At 62.0% G+C, this 21,250-nt stretch carries 19 protein-coding genes and 1 riboswitch; of the genes, 5 read left to right on the top strand and 14 right to left on the bottom strand.

What is annotated here, in order from left to right:
* Positions 1–53: 53 nt before the first annotated feature.
* The 9 genes from H8S62_RS07335 to H8S62_RS07375 all read right to left on the bottom strand — a co-directional run bounded on the left by H8S62_RS07335 (position 54) and on the right by H8S62_RS07375 (position 7,142).
* Positions 54–1,115: a type IV pilus twitching motility protein PilT gene (locus H8S62_RS07335; RefSeq protein WP_186918888.1), complete on the bottom strand. Its 1,062-nt coding sequence runs from the start codon at positions 1,113–1,115 to the stop codon at positions 54–56.
* Positions 1,116–1,150: 35 nt separating this feature from the next.
* Positions 1,151–1,537: a hypothetical protein gene (locus H8S62_RS07340; protein WP_186918889.1), complete on the bottom strand. Its 387-nt coding sequence runs from the start codon at positions 1,535–1,537 to the stop codon at positions 1,151–1,153.
* Positions 1,530–1,862: a type IV pilus modification PilV family protein gene (locus H8S62_RS07345; protein WP_155151834.1), complete on the bottom strand. Its 333-nt coding sequence runs from the start codon at positions 1,860–1,862 to the stop codon at positions 1,530–1,532. The genes H8S62_RS07340 and H8S62_RS07345 overlap by 8 nt, the downstream gene beginning before the upstream one ends.
* Positions 1,859–2,353 (bottom strand): DUF4860 domain-containing protein, encoded by a 495-nt coding sequence (locus tag H8S62_RS07350; RefSeq protein WP_155151831.1) that lies wholly within the window; start codon positions 2,351–2,353, stop codon positions 1,859–1,861. Before H8S62_RS07350 ends, H8S62_RS07345 begins: the two co-directional genes overlap by 4 nt.
* A gap of 35 nt (positions 2,354–2,388) precedes the next feature.
* Positions 2,389–2,703 carry a hypothetical protein gene (locus tag H8S62_RS07355; RefSeq protein WP_155151828.1) on the bottom strand — a complete coding sequence of 105 codons (315 nt, stop codon included), beginning with the start codon at positions 2,701–2,703 and terminating at the stop codon, positions 2,389–2,391.
* A gap of 149 nt (positions 2,704–2,852) precedes the next feature.
* A complete protein-coding gene (locus H8S62_RS07360; protein WP_186918890.1) occupies positions 2,853–3,896 on the bottom strand; it encodes a type II secretion system F family protein in 1,044 nt (347 codons plus the stop codon).
* Positions 3,897–4,191: 295 nt separating this feature from the next.
* Entirely contained in the window at positions 4,192–5,103 is a 912-nt protein-coding gene (locus tag H8S62_RS07365) for a transglutaminase domain-containing protein (protein ID WP_173023896.1), read from the bottom strand.
* Positions 5,100–5,879, bottom strand: coding sequence for a sortase (locus H8S62_RS07370; protein WP_186918891.1), 780 nt, complete (start codon positions 5,877–5,879; stop codon positions 5,100–5,102). Before H8S62_RS07370 ends, H8S62_RS07365 begins: the two co-directional genes overlap by 4 nt.
* 63 nt (positions 5,880–5,942) lie before the next feature.
* Positions 5,943–7,142 carry an AfsR/SARP family transcriptional regulator gene (locus H8S62_RS07375; RefSeq protein ID WP_186918892.1) on the bottom strand — a complete coding sequence of 400 codons (1,200 nt, stop codon included), beginning with the start codon at positions 7,140–7,142 and terminating at the stop codon, positions 5,943–5,945.
* Positions 7,143–7,378: 236 nt separating this feature from the next.
* Between H8S62_RS07375 and H8S62_RS07380 the strand changes: the two genes are divergently transcribed.
* The 4 genes from H8S62_RS07380 to H8S62_RS07395 all read left to right on the top strand — a co-directional run bounded on the left by H8S62_RS07380 (position 7,379) and on the right by H8S62_RS07395 (position 14,565).
* Entirely contained in the window at positions 7,379–7,573 is a 195-nt protein-coding gene (locus H8S62_RS07380) for a hypothetical protein (protein ID WP_155151818.1), read from the top strand.
* A gap of 110 nt (positions 7,574–7,683) precedes the next feature.
* A riboswitch (cyclic di-GMP riboswitch) is annotated at positions 7,684–7,773 on the top strand.
* 36 nt (positions 7,774–7,809) lie between these two features.
* Positions 7,810–13,821, top strand: coding sequence for a VWA domain-containing protein (locus tag H8S62_RS07385; protein ID WP_186918893.1), 6,012 nt, complete (start codon positions 7,810–7,812; stop codon positions 13,819–13,821).
* Positions 13,822–13,985: 164 nt separating this feature from the next.
* Entirely contained in the window at positions 13,986–14,177 is a 192-nt protein-coding gene (locus tag H8S62_RS07390) for a hypothetical protein (RefSeq protein ID WP_155148535.1), read from the top strand.
* Positions 14,178–14,277: 100 nt separating this feature from the next.
* Entirely contained in the window at positions 14,278–14,565 is a 288-nt protein-coding gene (locus tag H8S62_RS07395) for a DUF1294 domain-containing protein (RefSeq protein ID WP_155148533.1), read from the top strand.
* Between the two features lie 214 nt (positions 14,566–14,779).
* On the opposite strand, the gene H8S62_RS07400 is transcribed toward H8S62_RS07395, so the two are convergent.
* The 4 genes from H8S62_RS07400 to H8S62_RS07415 all read right to left on the bottom strand — a co-directional run bounded on the left by H8S62_RS07400 (position 14,780) and on the right by H8S62_RS07415 (position 19,077).
* Entirely contained in the window at positions 14,780–14,986 is a 207-nt protein-coding gene (locus H8S62_RS07400) for a DUF896 domain-containing protein (RefSeq protein WP_155148530.1), read from the bottom strand.
* 27 nt (positions 14,987–15,013) lie between these two features.
* Positions 15,014–15,811 carry a YlmH family RNA-binding protein gene (locus H8S62_RS07405; protein WP_155148529.1) on the bottom strand — a complete coding sequence of 266 codons (798 nt, stop codon included), beginning with the start codon at positions 15,809–15,811 and terminating at the stop codon, positions 15,014–15,016.
* A gap of 9 nt (positions 15,812–15,820) precedes the next feature.
* Entirely contained in the window at positions 15,821–16,756 is a 936-nt protein-coding gene (locus tag H8S62_RS07410) for an AEC family transporter (protein ID WP_186918894.1), read from the bottom strand.
* 191 nt (positions 16,757–16,947) lie between these two features.
* Positions 16,948–19,077, bottom strand: a complete 2,130-nt coding sequence (locus H8S62_RS07415; RefSeq protein WP_186918895.1) for a bifunctional metallophosphatase/5'-nucleotidase — start codon at positions 19,075–19,077, stop codon at positions 16,948–16,950.
* A 210-nt stretch (positions 19,078–19,287) separates the two neighbouring features.
* Between H8S62_RS07415 and H8S62_RS07420 the strand changes: the two genes are divergently transcribed.
* On the top strand, positions 19,288–21,027 hold the full coding sequence (locus H8S62_RS07420; protein ID WP_423788669.1) for an ABC transporter ATP-binding protein: 1,740 nt from the start codon (positions 19,288–19,290) through the stop codon (positions 21,025–21,027).
* Positions 21,028–21,111: 84 nt separating this feature from the next.
* On the opposite strand, the gene H8S62_RS18685 is transcribed toward H8S62_RS07420, so the two are convergent.
* A complete protein-coding gene (locus tag H8S62_RS18685) occupies positions 21,112–21,243 on the bottom strand; it encodes an IS3 family transposase (protein WP_423788670.1) in 132 nt (43 codons plus the stop codon).
* Positions 21,244–21,250: the final 7 nt, after the last annotated feature.

Genomic DNA, 21,250 nt, shown 5'->3' on the forward strand with positions numbered 1-21,250 from the left:
GCGAATACCTCCTATGAGCGGCCGGTGAGCGGCCGGGATTGGGTTGACTGCGGTCAGGTGGGCAGGGAGAGGCGCTTTTGCATCCAGTCGCCGTTGATACAGTGACGCAGAGCCGTATCGTGGGTGATGCGCCCCTCCTTCGCCAGCTTCAGAAGGCTCTGGTCCATGGTGACCATGCCCATGTCCAGGGAGGTGGAGATGACGTTGTCGAGCTGATGGGCCTTGGATTCCCGGACCATGTTCCGCACGGCGGGGGTGACGGTCATCACCTCAAAGGCGGGGATGAGCGTGCCGTCTTCCGCGGGAACCAGTTGCTGAGAGACCACCCCCTCCAGCACCAGGGCCAGCTGGGTGCGGATCTGCTGCTGCTGTTCCGGGGGGAAGGCGTCCACGATGCGGTCAATGGTGTTGGACGCGCCCAGAGTGTGGAGGGTGGAGATGACCAGATGCCCCGTCTCGGCGGCGGTTACGGCGGCCCGGATGGTCTCCGCGTCCCGCATCTCCCCCACCAGGATAATGTCCGGCGCCTCCCGGAGGGAGGCGCGCAGCGCGGCATCATAGCTCTGGGTGTCGGTGGCCAGCTCACGCTGTGTGACGACGCTCTTTTTGTGCTGGTGAAGGTATTCGATGGGGTCCTCGATGGTGATGACGTGGAGGTTGCGCTTGGTGTTCACGGCGTCCACGATGCAGGCCAGGGTGGTGGTTTTGCCGCTGCCCGCCGGGCCGGTGAAGAGCACCAATCCCCGGGAGTACCCGGCAAAGGCCATCACGTTGTCCGGAATGCCCAGCTTCTCCCGGTCGGGCAGGGTGAAGGAGACCACCCGGATCACAAGGCCGATGGAGCCCCTCTGCCGCAGGGCGTTCACCCGAAAGCGGGAGAGGCCCGGAACGGCGAAGGAGAAATCGTCGTCCCCCGTCCGCTCCAGCCGGTCCATGCTCCGGCCGGCCAGGGCATAGGCCTCGCCGGCCAGGGCGTTCAGGGCGTCGGGAAAGAGGCGGTCCCCCTCCCTGCCGATGACGCCGCTCACCTTGTAGGACGCGGGCAGGCCGGGGATCAGCAGTACGTCGGAGGCCTCCCGGCGGACGGCCTCGGAGAGAATCGATTGCAAGTCCATGGACGTTCTCCTTGTGGTGGAATGAAATGGCCTGTTCAGCCGGGAAGAGTCCCGTCCCAGACGGGCAGGGAGTCGCCGCCCAGGTCCGTGCCGTCCTCCAGCGGGACGGTCTGCCAGGCGAGGATTCTAACCCCGTCCCCCTCCCGCACCAGATGGATATGGAGGGACTGCCTCTCGGTCATGGGCACGTCGGCCACCAGCTCAACCTCGGTCCCGGCGGCGAATTCCTCATAGAGGGCGGCGGCCTCGGCGTCGGCGGCGTAGTAGGCGGAGACGGTCCTGGCATTGGTCCGGGAGAGCGCCAGGTCGGCCCGGGCGGAGGTCAGGGTCAGCGCGGAAAAGACCGACAGCGTGAGTACCAGCAGCACCGTGAAGACGGTGACCACGCCGATGCCTACCGGAGGCAAATTTTTCCTATTCAAGGCGGGTCACCCCCTCCAGCCGGTAGATCAGGGTTTCGCCCGCGTAGATATCGATATTCAGCCGTCCGTCCTGCTCGGCAGTCCTGACGGAAAATTCCTCCGACTTCACGCTGACGCCCACATCGCTGCCCGCCGGGGCGGACCGCCAGGTCTCGGCGATGGACTGGGCCATATAGACCGCCTCGGTAAGCTGGGTGCTCTCCCGGCTCATACCTCGGGCGTGGACCAGCAGGGCCGCGCAGACCGCCGCACAGATAGCGAAGAGGGTCAGACTGATGATGAGCTCCACGAGAAACAGGGAGGAGCGGTGCTGAGCATCCTTCACAGCGCCCCCACCTCCCCAATGCCGGCACGGGGGGCCAGGGAGACCTGCCAGCGCTCTCCTCCGCTCCCGGCGGTGACGGTCAGAAGGCCTTCGTTCAGGGCGAAGTCCAGCGAATCCAGGGGCATGAGGGCGGCGCCGTCCCCCGGTGCGAGTCCGGTGCCCTCCTCCATATAGAGTTCCCGGAGCTGGCCGTCATAGCAGTAGATGAGGGTGATATACACCGAGCCGTCCTCCAGCGTCTCTGTGGTGCGCGCGGCGGGAACGCCCTCAAACTCGCCCACGGCCAGACCGCCGTTGTCGCCCCGGCGGAGCTGATTGACCACGTAGGAGAGGGCGGTGCGGTGGGTATCGTTCTCGTCGGCGTCGGCGGCCACGGCCCGGTAGAGGTTGCCGCCCAGCAGGGCCACGCCCATGGCCAGCAGGAAAAAGAGGCCGGCCAGACAAACTGCCAGCGCGGAGCGGAGGCCCGGCTGGCCTTGGTTGAATTTCATGGGTGTCGCTCCTCTCCTCTGGATGGGCCCATCCCTCAGGGACTGGGCAGTACGGTGATGTTGGGCATCAGGTTGGAGGCCACGTACTCATAATAGACGATGTAGCGCTCCCGGTCCACGGAGACGCCGTAATTCTCATAGAGGTAATCCACATCGGCGGGGTAAAAGCCCTCCAGCGCGTAGCACTCCACCGCGCTGCGGCGGAGGGTCCGCTCCGCCAGGGTGAGGGCTTCGGCGTCCGCCTTGCGCCCCAGGACGCCGGTAAAGAGTACCACCGCGGCCACAATGGCGGCCAGGAGCACCGCTAAGGGCAGGACACGCCGCCAGAGGGGATTGGATTTTTCACTCATGCGGCGACCTCCGAATACAAGTAAGAGATAAGAAGCAATAATAGAAAAGGCGATGGAGTGGGGGGGAAAGAACGGCGGCAGTCAAAAGCAGCGAACAGAAAAATGAAAAGGACGTTAGGTTATGGGGGTCTTCACGCATTGTTCCCCAATCACCCAATTGCCGCCAGCACACCCAGCAGGGGCAGCATAACGGAGAGAAGCACCAGGCCGACGGCTGCGCAGAGTAGAATCACCAGGGAAAATTCCAATTTGGAGAGGAGGCGGCCCAGCGCGTCATCGGCCTCGGCCTGGCAGCGGGCGGCCAATTCCTCCATGGCCTGTTCGGGCACGCCTGCCCGGAAGCCCGCGCCCAGCAGGCCCGCCTGCAATCCGTCCAGAATGCCGCACGCGGCGACGGCCTTGGAAAAATTGACCCCGTCCTCCATCTGAGTGCGGCACGCGGAGAGCCGTGGGGCCAGGGGCGCCCCTTCCAGCAGGCGGACGGTGCGGTCCATGGACTCGTCCAGGGGCAGGCCGCTGGAGAGCATGAGGGCCATGGCAGAGGAGAAACGGCTGCGGTCCACCGCCAGCCCGGCGGCGCCCCGGCGCAGCAGCCGGGACTCCAGGGAGCGGGCGGTCTTCGCCTGACGGCGGGAGAGGAGCAGCGCCGCCGCACCGACGGCCAGCAGCGCCACCAGCGCCGCACCCACGTATTTGCCCGCTTCCCCCGCCCGCAGCAGCCCCTGGGCCACCGGCGAGAGGGAGACGCCGAGCTGGTTGAAGACCTGCTGGAACACGGGGAGCACCCTGGTCACCAGCACCAGAAAGACCAGGGCCACCAGAATGGCCATCACGGCGGGGTAGAGCACCGCCCGGCGGATGGAAGCGGCGGTGTCGGCCTCCCGACGGTAGTAGTCTGAGAGGGCGGAGAGCACCTGATCCAGCCGCCCGGCGGCCTGGCCAATCTCCACCATGCGCACCATATAGCCGGGGAAGGTGCCGCAGTCCTCCAGTGCGCGGGAGAGGGGGGCGCCCTGGAGCAGGGAGGCGTGGAGCCGGGTGAGCAGGTCTTTTACAGGGGCGGACTGCGCGTCCCCCGCCAGGATGTCCACCGCCTCCTCCGAGCCGATGCCCGAGCGGAGCATGAGGGCGAGCTGACTGCAGAAGACCGAGAGGGCCTCAGGCGGGAGCGTGACATTTTGCTTTGAGCCCATGGCGGACCCTCCTTACGTGTGAATAGCCAAAAAACAGGGCTGAGCCCTGTTTTTTGGTCAGCCTGATAAAGAAGCCCCTCGGGGCTTCTTTATCAGGCTGCATGATGGATGGGACTCGATTTCTTGGAAAAAAGTCGCCCCAGCCGTCATGAAAAGTGTCAATTCTGAGAAACAAGTCCTCAGAAATGGTAAATTCTAACTTGATTCCGCCGTCTGCGGACAGCGGAACTCTGCGAGGCTTTCTCTGCGGAGAATTCTTGGGGTATGTTGCGGCGCTGGTTCCGGCGCGGGAGGCCTAGTAGGCGTATTTCTGGCTGTAGTTGGTGCCGTCGCCCACGTACTTGAGCACGGCGGGGTCGTTCTTCCCGCTGGAGACAAAGGTGGGGTCCATAAGGGACCAGGTCTTGCCGTCGAAGTAGATGAGCTGGTCCACCCAGCCCACGCCCTCGATATAGACGTTGATCCACGCATGGTAGACCTTGCCGGCAAAGCCCACCACCAGCTTGCAGGGGATGTTCTGGGAGCGGAGCATGGCGGCCATCACGGCGGCATAGTCAAAGCAGATGCCCTTGCCGCTCTCCAGCACCTTGTCCACGTCGGGCAGGTAGCCGGAGGCCACATTGGCGGCCAGGTCGTAGTCGTAGGAGATATTGTTCACCACATAGTGGTAAACGGCGGTGACCTTCTCCAGGTCGGTCTTGGCCCCGGCGGCCTTGATGAGCTCCGCGGCCTTGGCCACGACCTTGGAGCTGTCGCTGAAGTTTACATACTGGTTGGGGTACAGGTAGGGAGAGAACTCGCTGGTGAGGGCAAGGGTCACCGTGCAGGAGTAGGCGCTGGCGTACTTGGTGCCGGTGGTGTTCTCGTAGACGCCGATGGTGTACTCCCCGTCGCCTCCGGTGAGGGGGAAGGTCTCGGCGGTCCCCTTGTTGTTGAGGTTGTAGTCATAGTAGTCCGTGGTGCCGGACTTGGTGATGCGCACTTTGATGCGCACATCCTTGCCGCCGGTGTACTTCACGGACACGTAGCCGTCGGCCAGGTTGGAGGCGTCCACCGCGGCCTTGGCGTTCTGGTAGACGGTCACGCCGCTCTGGGCCGGGGCCTTGGCGGGGATGGCGGCGGCCAGGGCGGTCACGGCCAGACCGGCCACCAGGACAATTGCCAGCAGAGCACACAGTACGCGCTTTAAACTCAGCTTTTTCTTCACGGTGTTGCAGCCTCCTCTTCGGATGTGCTCGCGGGATAGGCGTAGTCCTCCGCGATGGGAATGGTGTCCGCCAGCCTGCCCCGCACCACCAGGCGGTGGTCGGATACGCCCACGGGGGTGCAGGTGGTGAGGGTCACGCAGGAGTGGTCGGTTTTATAGATGGGGCCCCAGTCGTCGCTCTCCACGACCTCCTGGAACTCAAAGACGTACTGGTAGATGTACTCCGCATCCCGCAGATAGATATAGTCCCCCTCCTCCAGGGTGTCCAGATAGGAGAAGGGCTGGTCCAAGGTGATTTTGCCGCCCCGGATCCAGTTGCGGTGCCCGGCGATGGAGGTGTTGGAGCGCGTCTCACTGGGGAGCTGGGCGTAATCGAAGAGACCCTCGCCCCGGAGCAGCGTGTCGGCGTCCACACCGCTGAGAATGGGAACGTCCACCTCCAGCCTGGGGATGATAAGCTGCAGATCCCCGTCCTGGTAATTCTGGCGGGGAACGGTGATGAAAAATTTGTCCGTGGGCAGGCCGTCGTCCTCCTCCACGGGGGCGGTCTCCGCCGGCGGCGTGCCGTCGGGGACGGGACAGGCGGTCTCGCAGCCGGTGGGCTCCGGCGCGGGGGCCGGGGTGGGCGTCCGGCTCTCCACCGGGGGGAGGGACGGCGTGGGCATATCCGGAAGCCGGGCGTCCTGTTCCGCCCTCCACAAGAGGAAGAGGGCCAGAACGAGCAGGGCCGCCGCAGCGACGGCGGCGGCAATCGCCGCCTTGGAACGCTTTTTCATATATCTATACTATTCCTTTATTAAGCGGATGGGGATTGAGGCGGATACGGCGGCTGAACCAATTCAATCCAGCGCCCGCAGGCGGTACGACAGCTTGAGAAAATTCCGGCGGTGCTGCCGGTAGAAGGCGGAGACGATACGCTCCATGACCATGGTGCTGTCCTCAAAATTGGCGGCGGGGAGCATGACCACGAACTGAGCCCCCGAGTATTTGGACACCACGTCTCCCCGGCGGAGGTTGCCCACCATGACCTGGAGGAGCTGGTCCATGGTGGCGCCCAGCACGTTGAGGGCGGGCACACCCCCGTCGGGCAGGGATACGGTGATGAGGCCCACATGGACCGACTGGCCGCTCCGGGCGGCGCGGCGGGCTTCCAGGCGGTACGCCTCCTTGAAAAAGCCGTATTCACATACAAAGGCGCCGGGACGGGCCGCGGCCTCCCGGAGGTCCCCCTGGATGACCTCCAGATCGGTCTCCAGCCCCTTTTCCACCGCCATAATCTCCGTATAGAGGGCGCGCAGCTCCTGGGAGGGGCGCACGCCCAGATTGCGGTAGAGCAGATCGGTGGCGCTCTCGTAGTGGGCCAGGGCGGCGGCGTCCTTGCCCTGGCGCAGCAGGGCGCGGACAATCAGGATGTGGATCTCCTCATCCAGCTGGTCGATGAGGCTCGCGCGCATACAGACCGCGGCCATCTCCTCAAAGGCCTCGTGCTTTTCCAGCAGGGCGGCAAACTCTTTCACGGACTTTAAGTAAAGGTTGTGGTAGCGGGCGGTGATGGGGATGGTCCAGAGCTCGTTGGAGAGCTTGGGCAGAAAGTCCCCCCGGTACAGGGCGTCCGCCCGGCGGTAGAGATCCATCCGCTTCTCGTCGGAGAGGCGCGCCTCGGCGGCCTTCTGGCAGAGGCGCTCGAACTCGTCGGCATCCACGCTGCACTCAATGGCGCGGTTCCAGGAGTAGGAGCCCCGCTGGGAGAGAATGGGGTCGATGTCGGCGCCGAAGAGGGGCTCCAGCATGGCCCGGACCCGATAGAGCAGGGTCTTGAGGGCGTTGACGGGGTTGGAGCTGTTCTCGTCCGGCCAAAACTGCTCGATGAATTCCGACTGGGGCACGTTCCGATCCCGGTGGACGATGAGATAGGACAGGACGTTCCATATTTTCTGCGAGCGGTTGACCTCGTCGGTAAGGATTTCCTCGTCAACATTCATGGTGAAACCGCCCAGCAGGGTGATGGAAACCTTTCTTGCGGGGGTGGAATCGCCCATAGCCGGCACCTGCTTTCTGTCCAAAACGGACTCTCGGAATTCATTGCGTAACGATACAGATTAATTATAGCGCACTTTTCCGGCGGTGAGAAGTCCCTTTTTGGAAATTTTATTTTATGCCTGCTGTGCGCAGATACCGGCTTTTAAAATGTAACCAATTTGTGACCGCCGCCGCTTAAAATGTGATCACACAACTGGGGGAGCACTTTCTCCGGCGCGAAAGGAGTGTACGCAGCATGAAGACCACAGGCGGGGAGACCTTTGTGATTAAGGTGATGAACACCCAGAACGCCACATGGCAGGGCACCGTCACCTGGACGGACGGGAAGAGAACGGAGCCCTTCCGCAGCGCGCTGGAGCTCATCAAATTAATCGACAGCGCACTGGAGGAAGAGATCCCACAGAGAGAGGGGGCAGGGGTAAGACGATAGGAACCGCTGCCTCCCGGAGGGTACGGGAAGGAAACTGAAGAAGCAAAACTGCCGGACAGGGGGGCCCCCCTGTCGCATTTCCCCTGCGGGGAAATGACAACACTTATGGAACACGACAAGGGCAAACCGGCCGAAAGACCGGGACGCAAAGCTCAGGAGGCTACAGCGGGAACACCCGCCAGGCCAGTCCAGCCGCCGACTTCCATTCTCTCGAACTTGAAAGGAGAATGAAAATGTTGGCTAAAAAAGGAAAAAAAGTTCTTGCAATAATCCTCACGCTCTGCATGGTTCTGGGCCTGCTGCCCATGAGCGCGCTGGCGTCCAGCAAAGACCAGATTGGCTCCTATTATGAGCTGGATCAGAACGGGAACATGGTGGGTGAGGGCACCGCGACGTCCGTTACCACCACGGATGACGGCGCGGTCACACTGGAAAAGAATATTAAGCCTCTCGCGGGCGAGAATGAGTTTGAAATCACCCTGAAGGTCACCACGACGCCCCAGACCAAGGTGGTCACCACCTCCCCCGATGCGGCGGTGGTTATCACCATTGACGTGTCCAACAGCATGGACAGCAAAGATATTAAAAATGCCAAGGCTGCGGCCAAGGCGTTTGTCAAAAATTTCATTGCCGATGCCGGCACCGCCAAGCGCATGGTCTCCATTGTGGCCTTCGGCTCCAACGCTGTTACCGTACTCCCCTGGACTGACGCCAACAGCAACGGCACTGTCAACCCCGACGTGAATGCGGCCATCGACCGCGTGAGCAGCTCCTTTGTGCGCCGGGTGGGCGAGGGCGCCTGCAATATTCAGGGGAAGCACACCCATGACGAGGCATATAGCTTTGTTGAGACTGCGGAGCAGTCGGATATAAGGGATGAGGCCAGTAAAAACGGACCCAGTTCCTCTACTTGTAAGGTTTGCGGCGCGACTGTGAAACGTGAAAGCCAATGGATACTAGTGGGAACCATATATTACTGGAAAGACCATGATCACTGCACCTATGACGGCTGCGCCACCCCCAAGGATACCAATCATAGGCATAATGCGCCCAAGGAGTACAGCGGTCCCCACGGCGGGTCCGACGTGACCCCCGGCGGCGGCACCAACATGCAGGGCGGCCTCCGGCTGACCGATAATCTGCTCCGGGAACTGAAGGGCCGGGAAGCCTTCGCGGGCATGAACAACCTCTATGCGGTGATGCTGACCGACGGCGCGCCCAGCGACTACTCTACCTCTAAGCAGCTTACCGGCAGTGTTGAGTATATTGAGGGCGGCAACGACGGCAGCAACTTGAAAGATGAGTACAAGACCTACGCCGCCACCGAGGCCAGGGCCATTCGCAATACCACCGGCGCGAAGCTCTATACCATCTCCTACGGCACCAGCGATAAGGTCAACAACTGGCTTTCCGGCAGCATTGCCACCAAAAACTACCCCGCCGACAAGGCCGGTGATTTAAACCTGGTGTTTGAGGCCATCAGCCAGCAGATTCTGCTGGAGGTGGAAGCCTGGCGGGTCACGGATCCCATGGGCCCCGACATTGTCTTTACCTCCGAGGACGTCAGCACCACAGACCCCGATATGATGAAGTACTTTGACGGCGGCACCCTGTACTGGGATCTGAAGCAGGATGTGCCCACGTCCCAGGGGAAGAATAAGGTCTACACGACCTCCTATACCATTAAGCTGGACAATACCAAGGAGTCGTTTATTCCGTATGAGGGCGAGTTCCGTCCCACCAACGGCGTCACCAGCCTGACCTATATCATTTACGATGAGAACGGCGCGCCCATCCCCACCGACCCCAAGAAGCCCGAAACCAGCCTGCGCACCGGCTACTTCAAGGTGCCCACCGTCAAGAGCGACCGGCCCGAGGCGGAATACACCGTCAACTACCTGTACAAAGATAAGGAAACCGGCAAATACGTGCAGGGCAATACGGAGACCAAGGCCGCCAAGCTGTGGGATAACGTGACCATCAATTCCGCCGATTACAGCAGGGAGAACTACTCCTATGTCAGCGGCGACGCGGGCGACCAGAAAATTACCGCCAAAGACATGACCTTCAACCTCTACTACGACCCCGATACCACCACCGTCACCGTCAATCACTACTACAAAGAGACCGTCATTGACGCGGATGGAAACGAGACGGTGGGCGAATACCCCCAGAAACCTGATCGCGTCGTGATTGACGGTTTGAATGACCCCCTCTACGTGGGCGATTCGTATGAGGCCAAAACGCTTGCAAGCGGGTATGAACTTGATGCAGGAGCGTCCGATGAGGCCAAAATTGATAAGCTGGTCAAGACCGGCAATGAGGTGAACTTCTACTACTACCGCACCGTGGACAGCCGGAAGGAAGCCACCGTCCAGGTGTACCACATCTACAACGAGGAGCAGTGGGTCCTGGAAAACGGCAAGTACGTGAAGACGGTTGTGGAGGGCGAGCGCCAGGCGATTGGTGACGAGGTCTCCGGTAAGGCCACCACTACCTTCGCCACCTCCACCACCGGCGAAAGCGGCTACACCTATGTGCCCGGCAGCGCTGTGATTACCGGCGGGTCCAGTCTGATTGTCACCGAGGGCGCCGCCTCCTTCCAGCTGGGCGAGGGCGCAAACACCATTACGCTCACCTTCCTCAAGAGCGCCGGCGACACCCCCGATGCAGACGCCGCCGCCGTCGAGGTTGTCCACCGCTATACCAAGAACGTCACCACCGTGGACGCTGAGGGCAACATCCACACCGACAACGTCGCCGCGGAGACCTTTACCGAGTCCGTGGAAGGGCATTACGTCGGCGAGAGCTACACCGCCGGCGCGTGGCGGTTTGAGGCCGACGGCGATGTCTACAGCGTGAAGCCCGGCCAGAATCTGACCATCGACGCCCTGAAGGCAGAGGGTAACACCATCTACGTGGACTATGAGCTCATCTCCGCCCCTGCGACCACCAGCGTTACCGTACAGCACATCTACCGCACCTACAAGCTGATCACCATCGACGAGGAGACCGGGGAGTCCGAGCGGGTATTGGATGAGCAGATCGCTGAAGACCCCGTCGAGATCGGCGACCTCTATGTGGGACAGAGCTATGCGCCCACCATTAACCCCAGCGAGCGTGTCGGCTTTACGATTAACGCGGAGGACTCTGAGAATTACCCCTCCGCCATTGTCGAGCCCGGCGGCAAAACCGCATTTGTCTTCTACTACGACAAGGACGAGACCAGCGACGAGCGGGACGAGGCCAGCATCAACGTGACCTACACCTATATTACCCACCTCTCCACTGTGGTGGAGGGCAAGCCCGTGGTCATTGATGTGACCGTTACCCCCGAGGATTACCAGGTTACGGAGACCGGCCTCAAGGCGGGCGACCTGTTCACCCCCGAGGATAAGCCTGAGTACAACGATGCGGACTATACCCTCATGAGAGGCTCTCTGGACGCGGTTACCCTGAAGAGCGGAACCAATGCCACCATTGCTCTGGTCTATGAGCGCGATGACAGCGACCGCGAGGACGCCGATGTCACCGTCAACTACTACTATACCGACTACTACATGACCATTGTGGACGGTAAGGCGGTCTACCTCAGAGACGAAGAGCCCGTGCTGGACACTGAGCACAGCGGCCCGATGGACGGAACCTTCTATAAGAACCAGATCGTGGAGCTGACCGCCCGGCCTGAGTTCGATGGCAACACCTACGTGCCCGCCGCCGGCAATCAGAGCTCCGTCACCCTGGCGGCAGGCGAAAACACAGTGAATCTCTACTATACCAGAGAAATCCCCCTGCCCCGGGCCACCGTCACCGTGGAGCACTGGTACACCACCGACGTGATCGGGGTGGATGGCGTCACCACGCCGGGCACCCCCGAGAAAAAGGACGGCTATACCGTGACCAAGGAGCTGTTTGAGGGTGAGCGCTATACCGCGGCTGCCCGCATCGACGACGGCTTCACCTTCCAGGCGGTCACGGTTGGTACCGACTATACCCAGGATGACTCCACCAAGGACGTGACCCTTGACGCGAACGGCAGCCTGACGGTCCGCTTCGACTACCACAGAACCCAGGACAACAGTCAGAGCGCCAGCTATACCGTCAACTACTTCTTTAAGACGCTGGACTGGGATCAGAATCCCGGGGACGTGGATTATCCCGCGGTTCCAAGCCAGTCCGAACGCTTCACCTCCTTTGCCACCCGCACCGCCACCGCCACCCCCGACCTGAAGGGCGTGTACACCCTGGACGATGTGACGAGCACGCCGGACTATGTCGAGCAGGACGGCGCCTATTCCATCGTGCTTGAGGCGGGCGACGGCAACGAGATCAACTTCTACGCCTACACCCGGACCGATACCCGCACGGACACCGCCGTGAAGGTGGTCTACGAGTACTATATGCGCGACACCCACACCGACACTGAGACCTATTCCGGCACCTCCAGCGAGCTGATTTCCGGCCGGAGCAACAACGCCTGGGTGGGCAACCGCTTCTCCTTCACCGCCGATTCCAGCCGCGACTGGCAGGATCGCAGCTACGCGCTGACCGGCGACGCCGTCCAGACCATCGACTCCCTGGCGGCGCTGGAAGAGGACGGCAGCACCGCCAACGTGCTCACCTACAAGTACGTCTTTGAGTACTCCAGCCGCCGCGACGCGTCCGTCACCGTGGAGCACATCTACCAGACCTATGACAGCTACACCGGCAGCACCTACACCAGCGACCGGACCTCCGAGACCTACGAGAGCGACGGTGAGGACGATCTCTATGTCGGCAGCATCTTCACCGCCCCGGTCGCCGATAAGGCGGGCTATGCCTGCCAGACCGACGCGGCCGGCCGCACCATTACCCTGGGCTACAACATGAACCTGGTGAGGGTCTACTATCTGCGCACCATCAGCACCGACCCCGGCAACTACACCGTGGACGTGGTGCACATCGACGGCGCCGACGGCGCGCCCAACCAGGAGATGCTCACCGCCCAGAACACCAGCAAGAGCTACAAGGTGGGCGAGGAGTACACCCACGCCCCCGCCGCCAATCTGCCCGAGGGCTACAAGCTGGCCCACGAGCCCGAAATCACCGGCGAGAGCACCGCCAACGGCACCGTGACCGTCAAGTACACCTATGTGCCCAAGGATCAGCTCACCCTCAAGGTTGTTTACAATGTGGTAGCCCCCGACGGCCAGGGTGGAGTGACCGTCGTCAAGACTCTGGAGAGCGCGACCACCAGCCACCTGGAGGGCTTCGAGTATAACCTCCTGCCCGCCAAGGAGTTCACCGGCTACAGCTACCTCGGCCTGGCTGAGGGCAGCGCCGCGGCCGCCGGCACCCTGACCGCCGACACCACGGTGACCCTGAACTACGAGGCCAACCGCTATCAGTTCCGCGTGGACTTCATTAACGACTACAACGACACCCTGATCGAGACCGTGTGGACCAGCGACATGACCGCCGACTTCGGCTACACCCTGACCAACGCCGACGTCTCTCCGTACCTCCAGGCCCCGGACGCCGAGGATCTCTCCGCCTGGCAGACCTCCCGGATGCCCTCCGGCTACCACCTGGCCGGCGTGAGCTACCCCACCATGGGCGTCTCCGGTGAGGGCGCCTACGGCGAGGACGGCGAGACCTTCGACGCCAGCGCCGTGACCAACGTGGTGAAGGTTCGCTACGATTACGTCCCCTCCGTTGATCCGGTCGACCCCGAACCCAGCACCTACCACGTAACCGTGAAGTACTTGGAGGAGGGCACCGGCAAAGAGCTGGCCAAAGAGTTCAGCACCGGCGAGCTCAGATACAACAGCGAGTACGACGTGAGCGCGGAAGCCGCCAAGAGTATTAGCGGCTACACCATCTCCAGCGTGGACGGCGAGACCAGCGGCAGGGTGCGCCGCAACCTGACCGTCACCGTGTGGTATACTGCTGTCGGCGACGGCGGGATCGATATTCCCGACCCCGAAACCCCCACCGGCGATAAGCCCGAGCTGCCCGACGGCTCCGGCGAAATCGAGATCACCGACCCCGAAACCCCCACCGGCGATAAGCCCGAGATTCCCGGCGAGACGGGCGAGACCGAGATCGTGGACGGCGACGTGCCGCTGGGCAACCTGCCTCAGACCGGTACTGTTGCCAAGGCCGTAGAGCCCCAGTGGACTCTGGGTCTGCTGGCTCTGCTGGCCTCCATGGCGGCTGCCGGACTGGCTATCACCGTCTCCCGCAAGAAGGAAGAAGAGGCCGAGTAAGTCCGCAGACTTCCGTACACCCCCGCGGCCATGGTCGCGGGGGTGTACCATTTGAGACGAAAATCCGGGATGTAACCGCGTTGTGACCGGAACAGGATATCATAGTGCCGAAAGGGTAAGAATATTGTACGGCGCCCCATGTGACCCGGAAGGAGACAATTCAGATGAGACAAAAAGGCGGAGCGGATACCTTTGTGGTTCAGATCCTGAACACACAAAACGCCAGCTGGCAGGGCACCGTAACCTGGACGGACGGCAAGCGGAGGGAGTCCTTCCGCAGCGAATTGGAGCTGATTAAGCTGATCGACAGTGCCGTGAGCAAGGACGGGGAAAAGCCGGAATCAGCCCGCACATGACCATAAGCTGCAAAAAGACGAGCCCCCTGCCTCGCAGGGGGCTCGTCTTTTGCGTGCGCATGGTGTATAATGCAGGGTATCAATCCGCTGGAGGGCGCGCATGAGAGAGTTGATTGCAGATTACGGGCTGTGGATTCTGATCTGGCTGGGATGCCTCAACCTGCTGGGGTTCTGCCTCATGGGGTTTGACAAGCGCCGGGCCAGACGGGAGGGCTGGCGGGTGCGGGAGCGGAGCTTCTTTATTGTGGCCGCCCTGGGCGGCGCCCTGGGGACGGTCCTGGGGATGTACGTGTTCCGCCATAAGACCCGGCACTGGTATTTCAAGTACGGCCTGCCCGCCATAATCATCGCTGAGGCTGCTGCGTTCGGGTGGCTGTGGTTCAGATGAGGAGTGGCTGAGGCTGCGCTATGCAAATGCATTCAGGCGGGGCGATCCGCTTCTCCGGAAAAGGAACGGATTCCCAGATAAAAATGCCGCCCCTGGGCGGCATTTTTAGTCGAAACGACAAGCTGTTGTGGAACCTGACTGCTTTGCAACAGGCCATTGGCTTCTGGGACGGTATGGGCAAGGGGTCTGCCCGCTTCGCGGATAAGGGGATGTCTCAGTCCCGCCTGGGGAGCTTGCGCTTGGTGCCGTCGCGCTCCATGATATAGGTGCTGTCCAGCTGGGCCGTCAGGCTGGCCTTGACGGCGGCGATATACTCCTGCCGCAGGGCGTCGCGCTCGGAGAGCTCCTCCGGGGTGAGCCCCTCGGGGCTCTTGGCTTTTTGGGCGAGGACGTTGATGCGGTCGATTTTGGCCTGTTCCATATTGAATTTGCTCCTTTGTCGGCGAAATCAGAGGTATCGCTCTAATTCTATCATGGTCCGGCCCTTTTTAGACAGGCCGCCCACGGTTTTTACCACACATTTGCCCAGTCCCCGGCAGGAGAGGACGTCCCCCTGGGCCACGGCCCGGTCGGGCTTGACACACTCCCGGTAGTTGAGCTGGAGCTTCCCGGAGGAGATGAGCTCCCCCGCGCGGCCCCGGGACAGGGAGAAGGCGGAGGCCGCCACCGCGTCCAGCCTGAGGGTGGCCACCGTGTCCCGGATGGTCTTGACCTCCACCGCCTTGGGCGCGAGCTGGGCGAGGGGAATGGGCTTGAGCTTCAGGCGGGTCCGCCCGGCGCTCTCCAGATGGAGGAGGAGGAAGTCCTCGATCTCCCGCAGCAGCAGGATGTCGCAGCAGCCGGGGGCGACCAGCAGGTCGCCCACCTTCTCCCGGTCCAGGCCCAGGCCCAGAATGGAGCCCAGGAAATCCCGGTGGGAGAGGGATGCGTCCTCCGGAAAGGAGGCGCGCAGAGCGCAGACGGGGCAGTCCTCCCCGGAGCGCCAGTCGTCTTCCTCCTGCCAGTCCGGCAGGAAGGCGCACACCGCGCGCTCCGCCCCCTCGTACCCGCCGAAAAAGAGGTGCCGTGGGTGGCCGGAGGCGTTCATGAGGGCCTCCACCGAGGCGCGCTCCTGAGGGGAGAGAAAGCCGGTGCAGGACGGGATGCTGCGCTGATGGGCCAGATCCATCTTATCCATGGCCCGGGCCAGGAGCAGCCGCTCGTCGGCGTCCCGGGCGGTTTTGTTGAGCAGTTCAGTCTTGTTCATAGGACGCTCCTATCCGGCGAGATACTGGGCCAGCACGGTAATGACGGGCAGGGTCAGGATGGACAAAAGGGTGGACAGTGTGACAAACTGGGCCGAGGCCGTGGGGTCCCGGCCAAATTTCTGGGCAAAGATGCCGGTCGAGCCCGCAACGGGCGCGCCAGAGAGAATGACGGCGGTGCAGTAGAGCAGCGGGTTGAGGCGGAAGGGCAGCAGCGCCAGGGCCGTGAGGAGAGGGATGACCGCCAGACGCAGGGCGGAGGCGGCGTAGAGCGCCTTCTGCCGGAAGGTCTGGAGGAGGCCCGAGCGGGCCATCTGCCCGCCGATGACCACCATTGCAAGCGGAGTGTTGAGGGCGCTGAGGTAGCCAATCGCCTTGTCCGCCATGGGCGGCAGCCGCAGCCCGGAGAGGAAAAAAACCAGCCCGACGGAGAGTCCGATGGTGCCGGGATTGAGCAGGGCCTTCCTCACCGAGACCTCTCCCCTGCCGCCCATGAGAAGGACGCCGTGGGTCCACTGGCAGAGGTTGAAGGACACAATGACCACCACCGTGAAGATGACGGCCTCTTCCCCCAGCACGGCCTGGATGAGTGGCAGGCCCATGAAGCCGGTATTGGCGTAGACCACGCCGAAGCGGAGGGCCACCGCCACATCCTCACTCTGGCGGCGGAAGAGGGGGATGACGGCGGCGCAGGTCACGAGATAGTAGACCGCGTTGATGAGGAGCATGATGCCCATGTCCGCCAGGAGGGCGGCATCCCACGCCACCTGGAGGGAGTCAATGATGACGCAGGGGATGACCACATAGAGCAGCAGGTGGGACATCTGGTCCAGGCCCGGACCGGAGAGGGTCCCCCGCCGCACCAGAATAAAGCCCACCGCCATCATCAAAAACAGCGTGGCCACCTGGCCGGCAACCACCAGCAGATTTTCCAGGATACCCGACATTGTAAAGAGGACCTCACATCCGTTTATCAGTATCTGCTATTATAGCGTCTCAAGTAGGACTGTGTAAAGGCAAAACCTGTTTTTCCCCCCTGCCGGATTCCAATACGCAGGTCGCGGCAAAAAAGGAGCGCCGGACGGCGGAAAGATTCCCGCCGTCCGGCGCTGAAATATTCGGTTGCGGGATATGGCGCTCAGCCGCCCTGGCCGGAGGTGGAGGCGGCGGGCTGCGCGGTGACGGTCAGAACGCCGCCGGACTCAGCTGCGGTGACACCCAGCAGGGCGGTCAGGCCGTCGGCGGAGACATAGTAGTTGCCGTCGATCAGAATCGCGCTGACCGGCACGGCGGCGCCGTCCACGCTGACACTGATGCCGACGGAATTGGCGGCGGTGTCGACGGTGCGGGCGGGCAGGGCGGCCGCGGCGTACTCGCCGCCCTTGGTGACGACCACGCCGCCCTTCCACTCCACGTTGAACGCGGCGTCGGTGCCCTTAAAGGCCTCGGCGAGATCGCGCAGGCGGTAGAAGGTGCCGCCCTCATTGCTCTGGGCAAAGCTGGCGCTGTTAATCTTGCCGTTTACAATGACGTTGTTGCTGTCGTTGAGGTTGATGCTCTTGGAGTAGGGGGTGGCCAGCTCGCCGGCGTTGATCCTGGCGATGTAGGCGGCGCGCTCAGGATTGTCCTTCTGGAGGTCCACGCCGGTAATTTTCCAGTTGTTGTCCACCACGGGGTCCAGAGGGTCGTGCTTGCCCAGGTACTCCACCAGCATGTCGCGCACGGACTGGGAGGACTCCCAGTTCTTCTCGCCGTGGATAATGCCGGCGGTCTTCAGGCCGGTAAAGCGGTAGTCGTTGACGCAGAGGGTCAACTCCATGTCGTCGGTGAGGGGCGCGCCCTTAAAGGTCACGTTCTCGATGCGAGACCCGGCGGGCTTGGAGAGGTTGATTTCGTAGTTGAGGCCGATAAAATGGTCGTGGAGGTAGCCGGGCTTGGCGCTGTTGAAGGAGATGGTCACGTCGCCGGGGACCCACTGGTTGTAGCACTCGGCGGCCCACTCCATGTAGGCCTTCATCTCCGCGCCGGTGACCTTCACGGTGTAGAGCACGTTGGGGTATTTGTAGATGTCAAACACATTGCCGTAGTTGAGGTCGCCCTTCTTCAGGTCGCTGCCGTCCTTGAAGAGGGCCACGCCGGTGACGTCGGCGCCGGAGTACTCCAGCTGCACGGTGCCGATGAGGTCGATGACGGCGGTATCCTGGAGACGGCCCTCGGGCATGCCCTTAATCTCATTGACGGGCTGGAAGTCGGCGCTGGCGTGGCCGAGGATATTGTCGTTGATGAAGGAGACGGTCTTCTCCTGGGCCTCCTTGACGGCGGGCACATCCCGCAGGCCCTGATCGGGCTCCACGTCCTTCATGGAGACGGTCTCAGCCTTGGCGGAGGTGATTTTGTTGGCGGCGTCCAGGGTGATGTCCCAGCGGACCACTTCGCCGGCGTTGTTCTTGGCCTCGCCCATGGGGACGGCGCCGTCGTTGTTGATAAAGGTGGTGTGGGTGTGGCCCATCTGGAGGATGTCCACCTCTGGGTTCTTCTCCAGGATGGTCTTGGCGGCGTCTGCCTCGGTGTACTCGGACTCATAACCCGCGTGGGCGGAGACCATGATGACGTCGGCCTTGCTGCCGATTTCCTTGACGGCCGCCGCCACCGCGTCCGCCATGGACTCAAACTTCAGGTCTGCGACGCCGTTCTTGGTGCCGTCCCAGCGGGGGATGTTGGGGGTGTCCACGCCGATGATGGCCACCTTCACGCCGCCGCGCTCCACGATGGTGTAGGCATTGCCGGTGAAGAGGGAGCCGTCGGCGTTCTTGATGTTGGCGGCCAGCACGGGGGCGTTGGACTGCTTCATGACCACCTTCAGGTTGTCCACGCCCCAGTTGAACTCATGATTGCCCAGAGTCCAGGCGTCGTACTTCATGTAGTTCATGGCCGCGACCACGGGATGGGGATTGGCGCTCTTGCTGTAGAGGTCGTCGGTGAGAATGGTGCCCTGAATGGTATCGCCCGCGTCCACCAGAATGGTGTTGGGGTTCTCCCTGCGCACCTCATTGACGTAGGTGGAGATACGGGCCAGGCCGTCGGCGGAGCTCTCCTTCATATCCTCATAGGAGTAGCCCCAGATGTTGCCGTGGGTGTCGGATGTGCCGATGATGGTAATGTGCTTCTCGCCCTCGGCGGCGAATGCGCTGCCAACCATGGCGAGCACCAGGGCGACGGTCATCAGGACCGCCAGGATGGAACGGTAACCGCGTCTGTACTGCTTCATTTACATCGCTCCTTCTTCCGTTGTGTTTATGTAACCGGGGATACTATTATTGTAGGCCTATATGCCCAAAAATACAATGGACAAGTGAGCGTTTTTATACAAATTTTTGGGAGTCGACCGACGTTGACAAGAAGCATCCAAAACGGGTATACTATGCTGTGCGAAATAATGGAAATCAGAAAGGAGGCGGGGCCCTTGACCACCGAAAAAATGAAAAGAAGCGGCTATCTGCGCATTTTCGTCTCCTATTACGGTCCCCACCGCAAACTCTTTTTTTTGGACATGATATGCGCGCTGTGTATCGCGCTGGTGGATCTGGCCTTCCCCTATGTGTCCAAGCTCTCCATGGAGCGGCTGCTGCCCTCCAAGCTTTTTGAGACCTTCTTTGCGGTGATGGCCGTCCTGGTGGGGGCTTATATCCTCAAGAGCGTGTTCTACTTTATCGTCACCTACTGGGGGCATCTGCTGGGCGTGCGGATGGAGGCGGATATCCGCCGGGATCTCTTTACCCATATGCAGGACCTCTCCTTCTCCTTCTACGACAAGAACCGCACCGGACAGCTGATGAGCCGGGTCACCGGAGACCTCTTTGAAATCACGGAGCTGGCCCACCACGGGCCGGAGGACCTCTTCATCTCCTCCGTCACCCTTGTCGGCGCGTTTGCCGTCATGCTCACCATCCGCTGGGAGCTGGCGCTGGTGGTCTTCTCGGTGGTGCCGCTCTTCCTCCTCTTCACCATTTTCTCCCGCAAGCGGATGATGAACGCCTCCACCGAGGTGAAGGCCAAGCTGGCGGGCATTAACGGCGAGGTGGAGTCCTCCATCTCCGGGATGCGCACCGCCAAGGCCTTCGCCAACGAGCACACCGAGAGCGAGAAGTTCAACGCAGCCAACGACCAGTTCCGGGGGGCCAAGCGGGGCTACTACAAGGCCATGGCCATCTATCAGTCCGGCCTGGAATTCGCCATGGGCATCATGAGCGTGCTGGTCATCGCCTTTGGCGGCTACCTCATCATGCAGGGCAGGATGGACTATATTGAGCTCATCACCTTCTCCCTCTACGTCTCTACCTTTATTACCCCCATCCGCAAGCTCTCCGCCTTTGTGGAGCAGTTCATGCAGGGCATGGCGGGCTTCAAGCGCTTTGTGGAGCTGATGCGGGTGGAGCCCGAGGTCCGGGACGCCCGCGACGCGGCTGATATGCCGCCGGCCCGGGGCGATATCCTGGTGGACGACGTGACCTTCCGCTATGAGGAGGACGGGGAGAATGTACTGGAGCATGTGACCCTCCACGTGAAGGAGGGCGAGACGGTGGCCGTGGTGGGCCCCTCCGGCGGCGGAAAGTCGACGCTGTGCCAGCTTATTCCGCGATTCTACGACGCCACGGAGGGCCGTATCCTGGTGGACGGCAGGGACGTGCGGGGCCTCACCCAGCGCTCCCTGCGGGAGAATATCGGCATTGTCCAGCAGGATGTGTTCCTCTTTGCCGGGACGATATACGACAATATCCGCTACGGCAGACCCGACGCAACCGACGAGGAGATTGTGGAGGCGGCCAAGCGGGCGGAGATCTACGCGGATATCATGGACATGCCCGACGGCTTCCAGACCCAGGTGGGTGAGCGGGGGGCCATGCTCTCCGGCGGACAGAAGCAGCGGGTCAGCATCGCCCGGATTTTCCTCAAAAACCCGCCCATTCTGATCCTGGACGAGGCCACCTCGGCCCTGGACAGCGTCACCGAGGCGCGGATTCAGGGGGCGTTTGACGAGCTGGCCAAGGGCCGCACCACCTTAATCATCGCCCACCGGCTCTCCACCATCCGCTCCGCCTCCCGCATCATCGTCATCGACGGCGCGGGGATTCAGGAGGAGGGCACCCACGAGGAGCTGATGGCAAAGGGCGGCGAGTATGCCCGGCTCTACAACGCGCAGAAGAGTGTGGCGGTATAACTTATGAAAAGCGCTTCCGCCGATTGAACAGCCCCAAGTTATTCAGACAGCACAAAAAAGCGGCCCGTGAGTAGGCAAAGCAGATTATGAGGAGAGGTGGCGCGCAAGCGGCGCCTCTCCCGTTTTTATTTGGATACGCTCATAGTTATAAAAGTGAATAAACTCGGCAATCGCATGGTTGGCCTCTTCAAAGGTGTCCGGCTTATGCCTGTAAATACACTCG

This window comes from Lawsonibacter faecis, assembly GCF_014287675.1.
In the GTDB taxonomy this organism is placed as follows: Bacteria; Bacillota; Clostridia; order Oscillospirales; family Oscillospiraceae; genus Pseudoflavonifractor; species Pseudoflavonifractor faecis.

What these genes read in the sequence shown, in the direction of transcription:
- H8S62_RS07395 (WP_155148533.1), top strand. Translation starts at nt 14,278, where the DNA reads ATGAGAGAGTTGATTGCAGATTACGGGCTGTGGATTCTGATCTGGCTG.
- H8S62_RS07410 (WP_186918894.1), bottom strand. Translation starts at nt 16,756, where the DNA reads ATGTCGGGTATCCTGGAAAATCTGCTGGTGGTTGCCGGCCAGGTGGCC.
- H8S62_RS07335 (WP_186918888.1), bottom strand. Translation starts at nt 1,115, where the DNA reads ATGGACTTGCAATCGATTCTCTCCGAGGCCGTCCGCCGGGAGGCCTCC.
- H8S62_RS07405 (WP_155148529.1), bottom strand. Translation starts at nt 15,811, where the DNA reads ATGAACAAGACTGAACTGCTCAACAAAACCGCCCGGGACGCCGACGAG.
- H8S62_RS07355 (WP_155151828.1), bottom strand. Translation starts at nt 2,703, where the DNA reads ATGAGTGAAAAATCCAATCCCCTCTGGCGGCGTGTCCTGCCCTTAGCG.
- H8S62_RS07350 (WP_155151831.1), bottom strand. Translation starts at nt 2,353, where the DNA reads ATGAAATTCAACCAAGGCCAGCCGGGCCTCCGCTCCGCGCTGGCAGTT.
- H8S62_RS07390 (WP_155148535.1), top strand. Translation starts at nt 13,986, where the DNA reads ATGAGACAAAAAGGCGGAGCGGATACCTTTGTGGTTCAGATCCTGAAC.
- H8S62_RS07380 (WP_155151818.1), top strand. Translation starts at nt 7,379, where the DNA reads ATGAAGACCACAGGCGGGGAGACCTTTGTGATTAAGGTGATGAACACC.
- H8S62_RS07400 (WP_155148530.1), bottom strand. Translation starts at nt 14,986, where the DNA reads ATGGAACAGGCCAAAATCGACCGCATCAACGTCCTCGCCCAAAAAGCC.
- H8S62_RS07370 (WP_186918891.1), bottom strand. Translation starts at nt 5,879, where the DNA reads ATGAAAAAGCGTTCCAAGGCGGCGATTGCCGCCGCCGTCGCTGCGGCG.
- H8S62_RS07415 (WP_186918895.1), bottom strand. Translation starts at nt 19,077, where the DNA reads ATGAAGCAGTACAGACGCGGTTACCGTTCCATCCTGGCGGTCCTGATG.
- H8S62_RS07420 (WP_423788669.1), top strand. Translation starts at nt 19,288, where the DNA reads ATGAAAAGAAGCGGCTATCTGCGCATTTTCGTCTCCTATTACGGTCCC.
- H8S62_RS07375 (WP_186918892.1), bottom strand. Translation starts at nt 7,142, where the DNA reads ATGGGCGATTCCACCCCCGCAAGAAAGGTTTCCATCACCCTGCTGGGC.
- H8S62_RS07360 (WP_186918890.1), bottom strand. Translation starts at nt 3,896, where the DNA reads ATGGGCTCAAAGCAAAATGTCACGCTCCCGCCTGAGGCCCTCTCGGTC.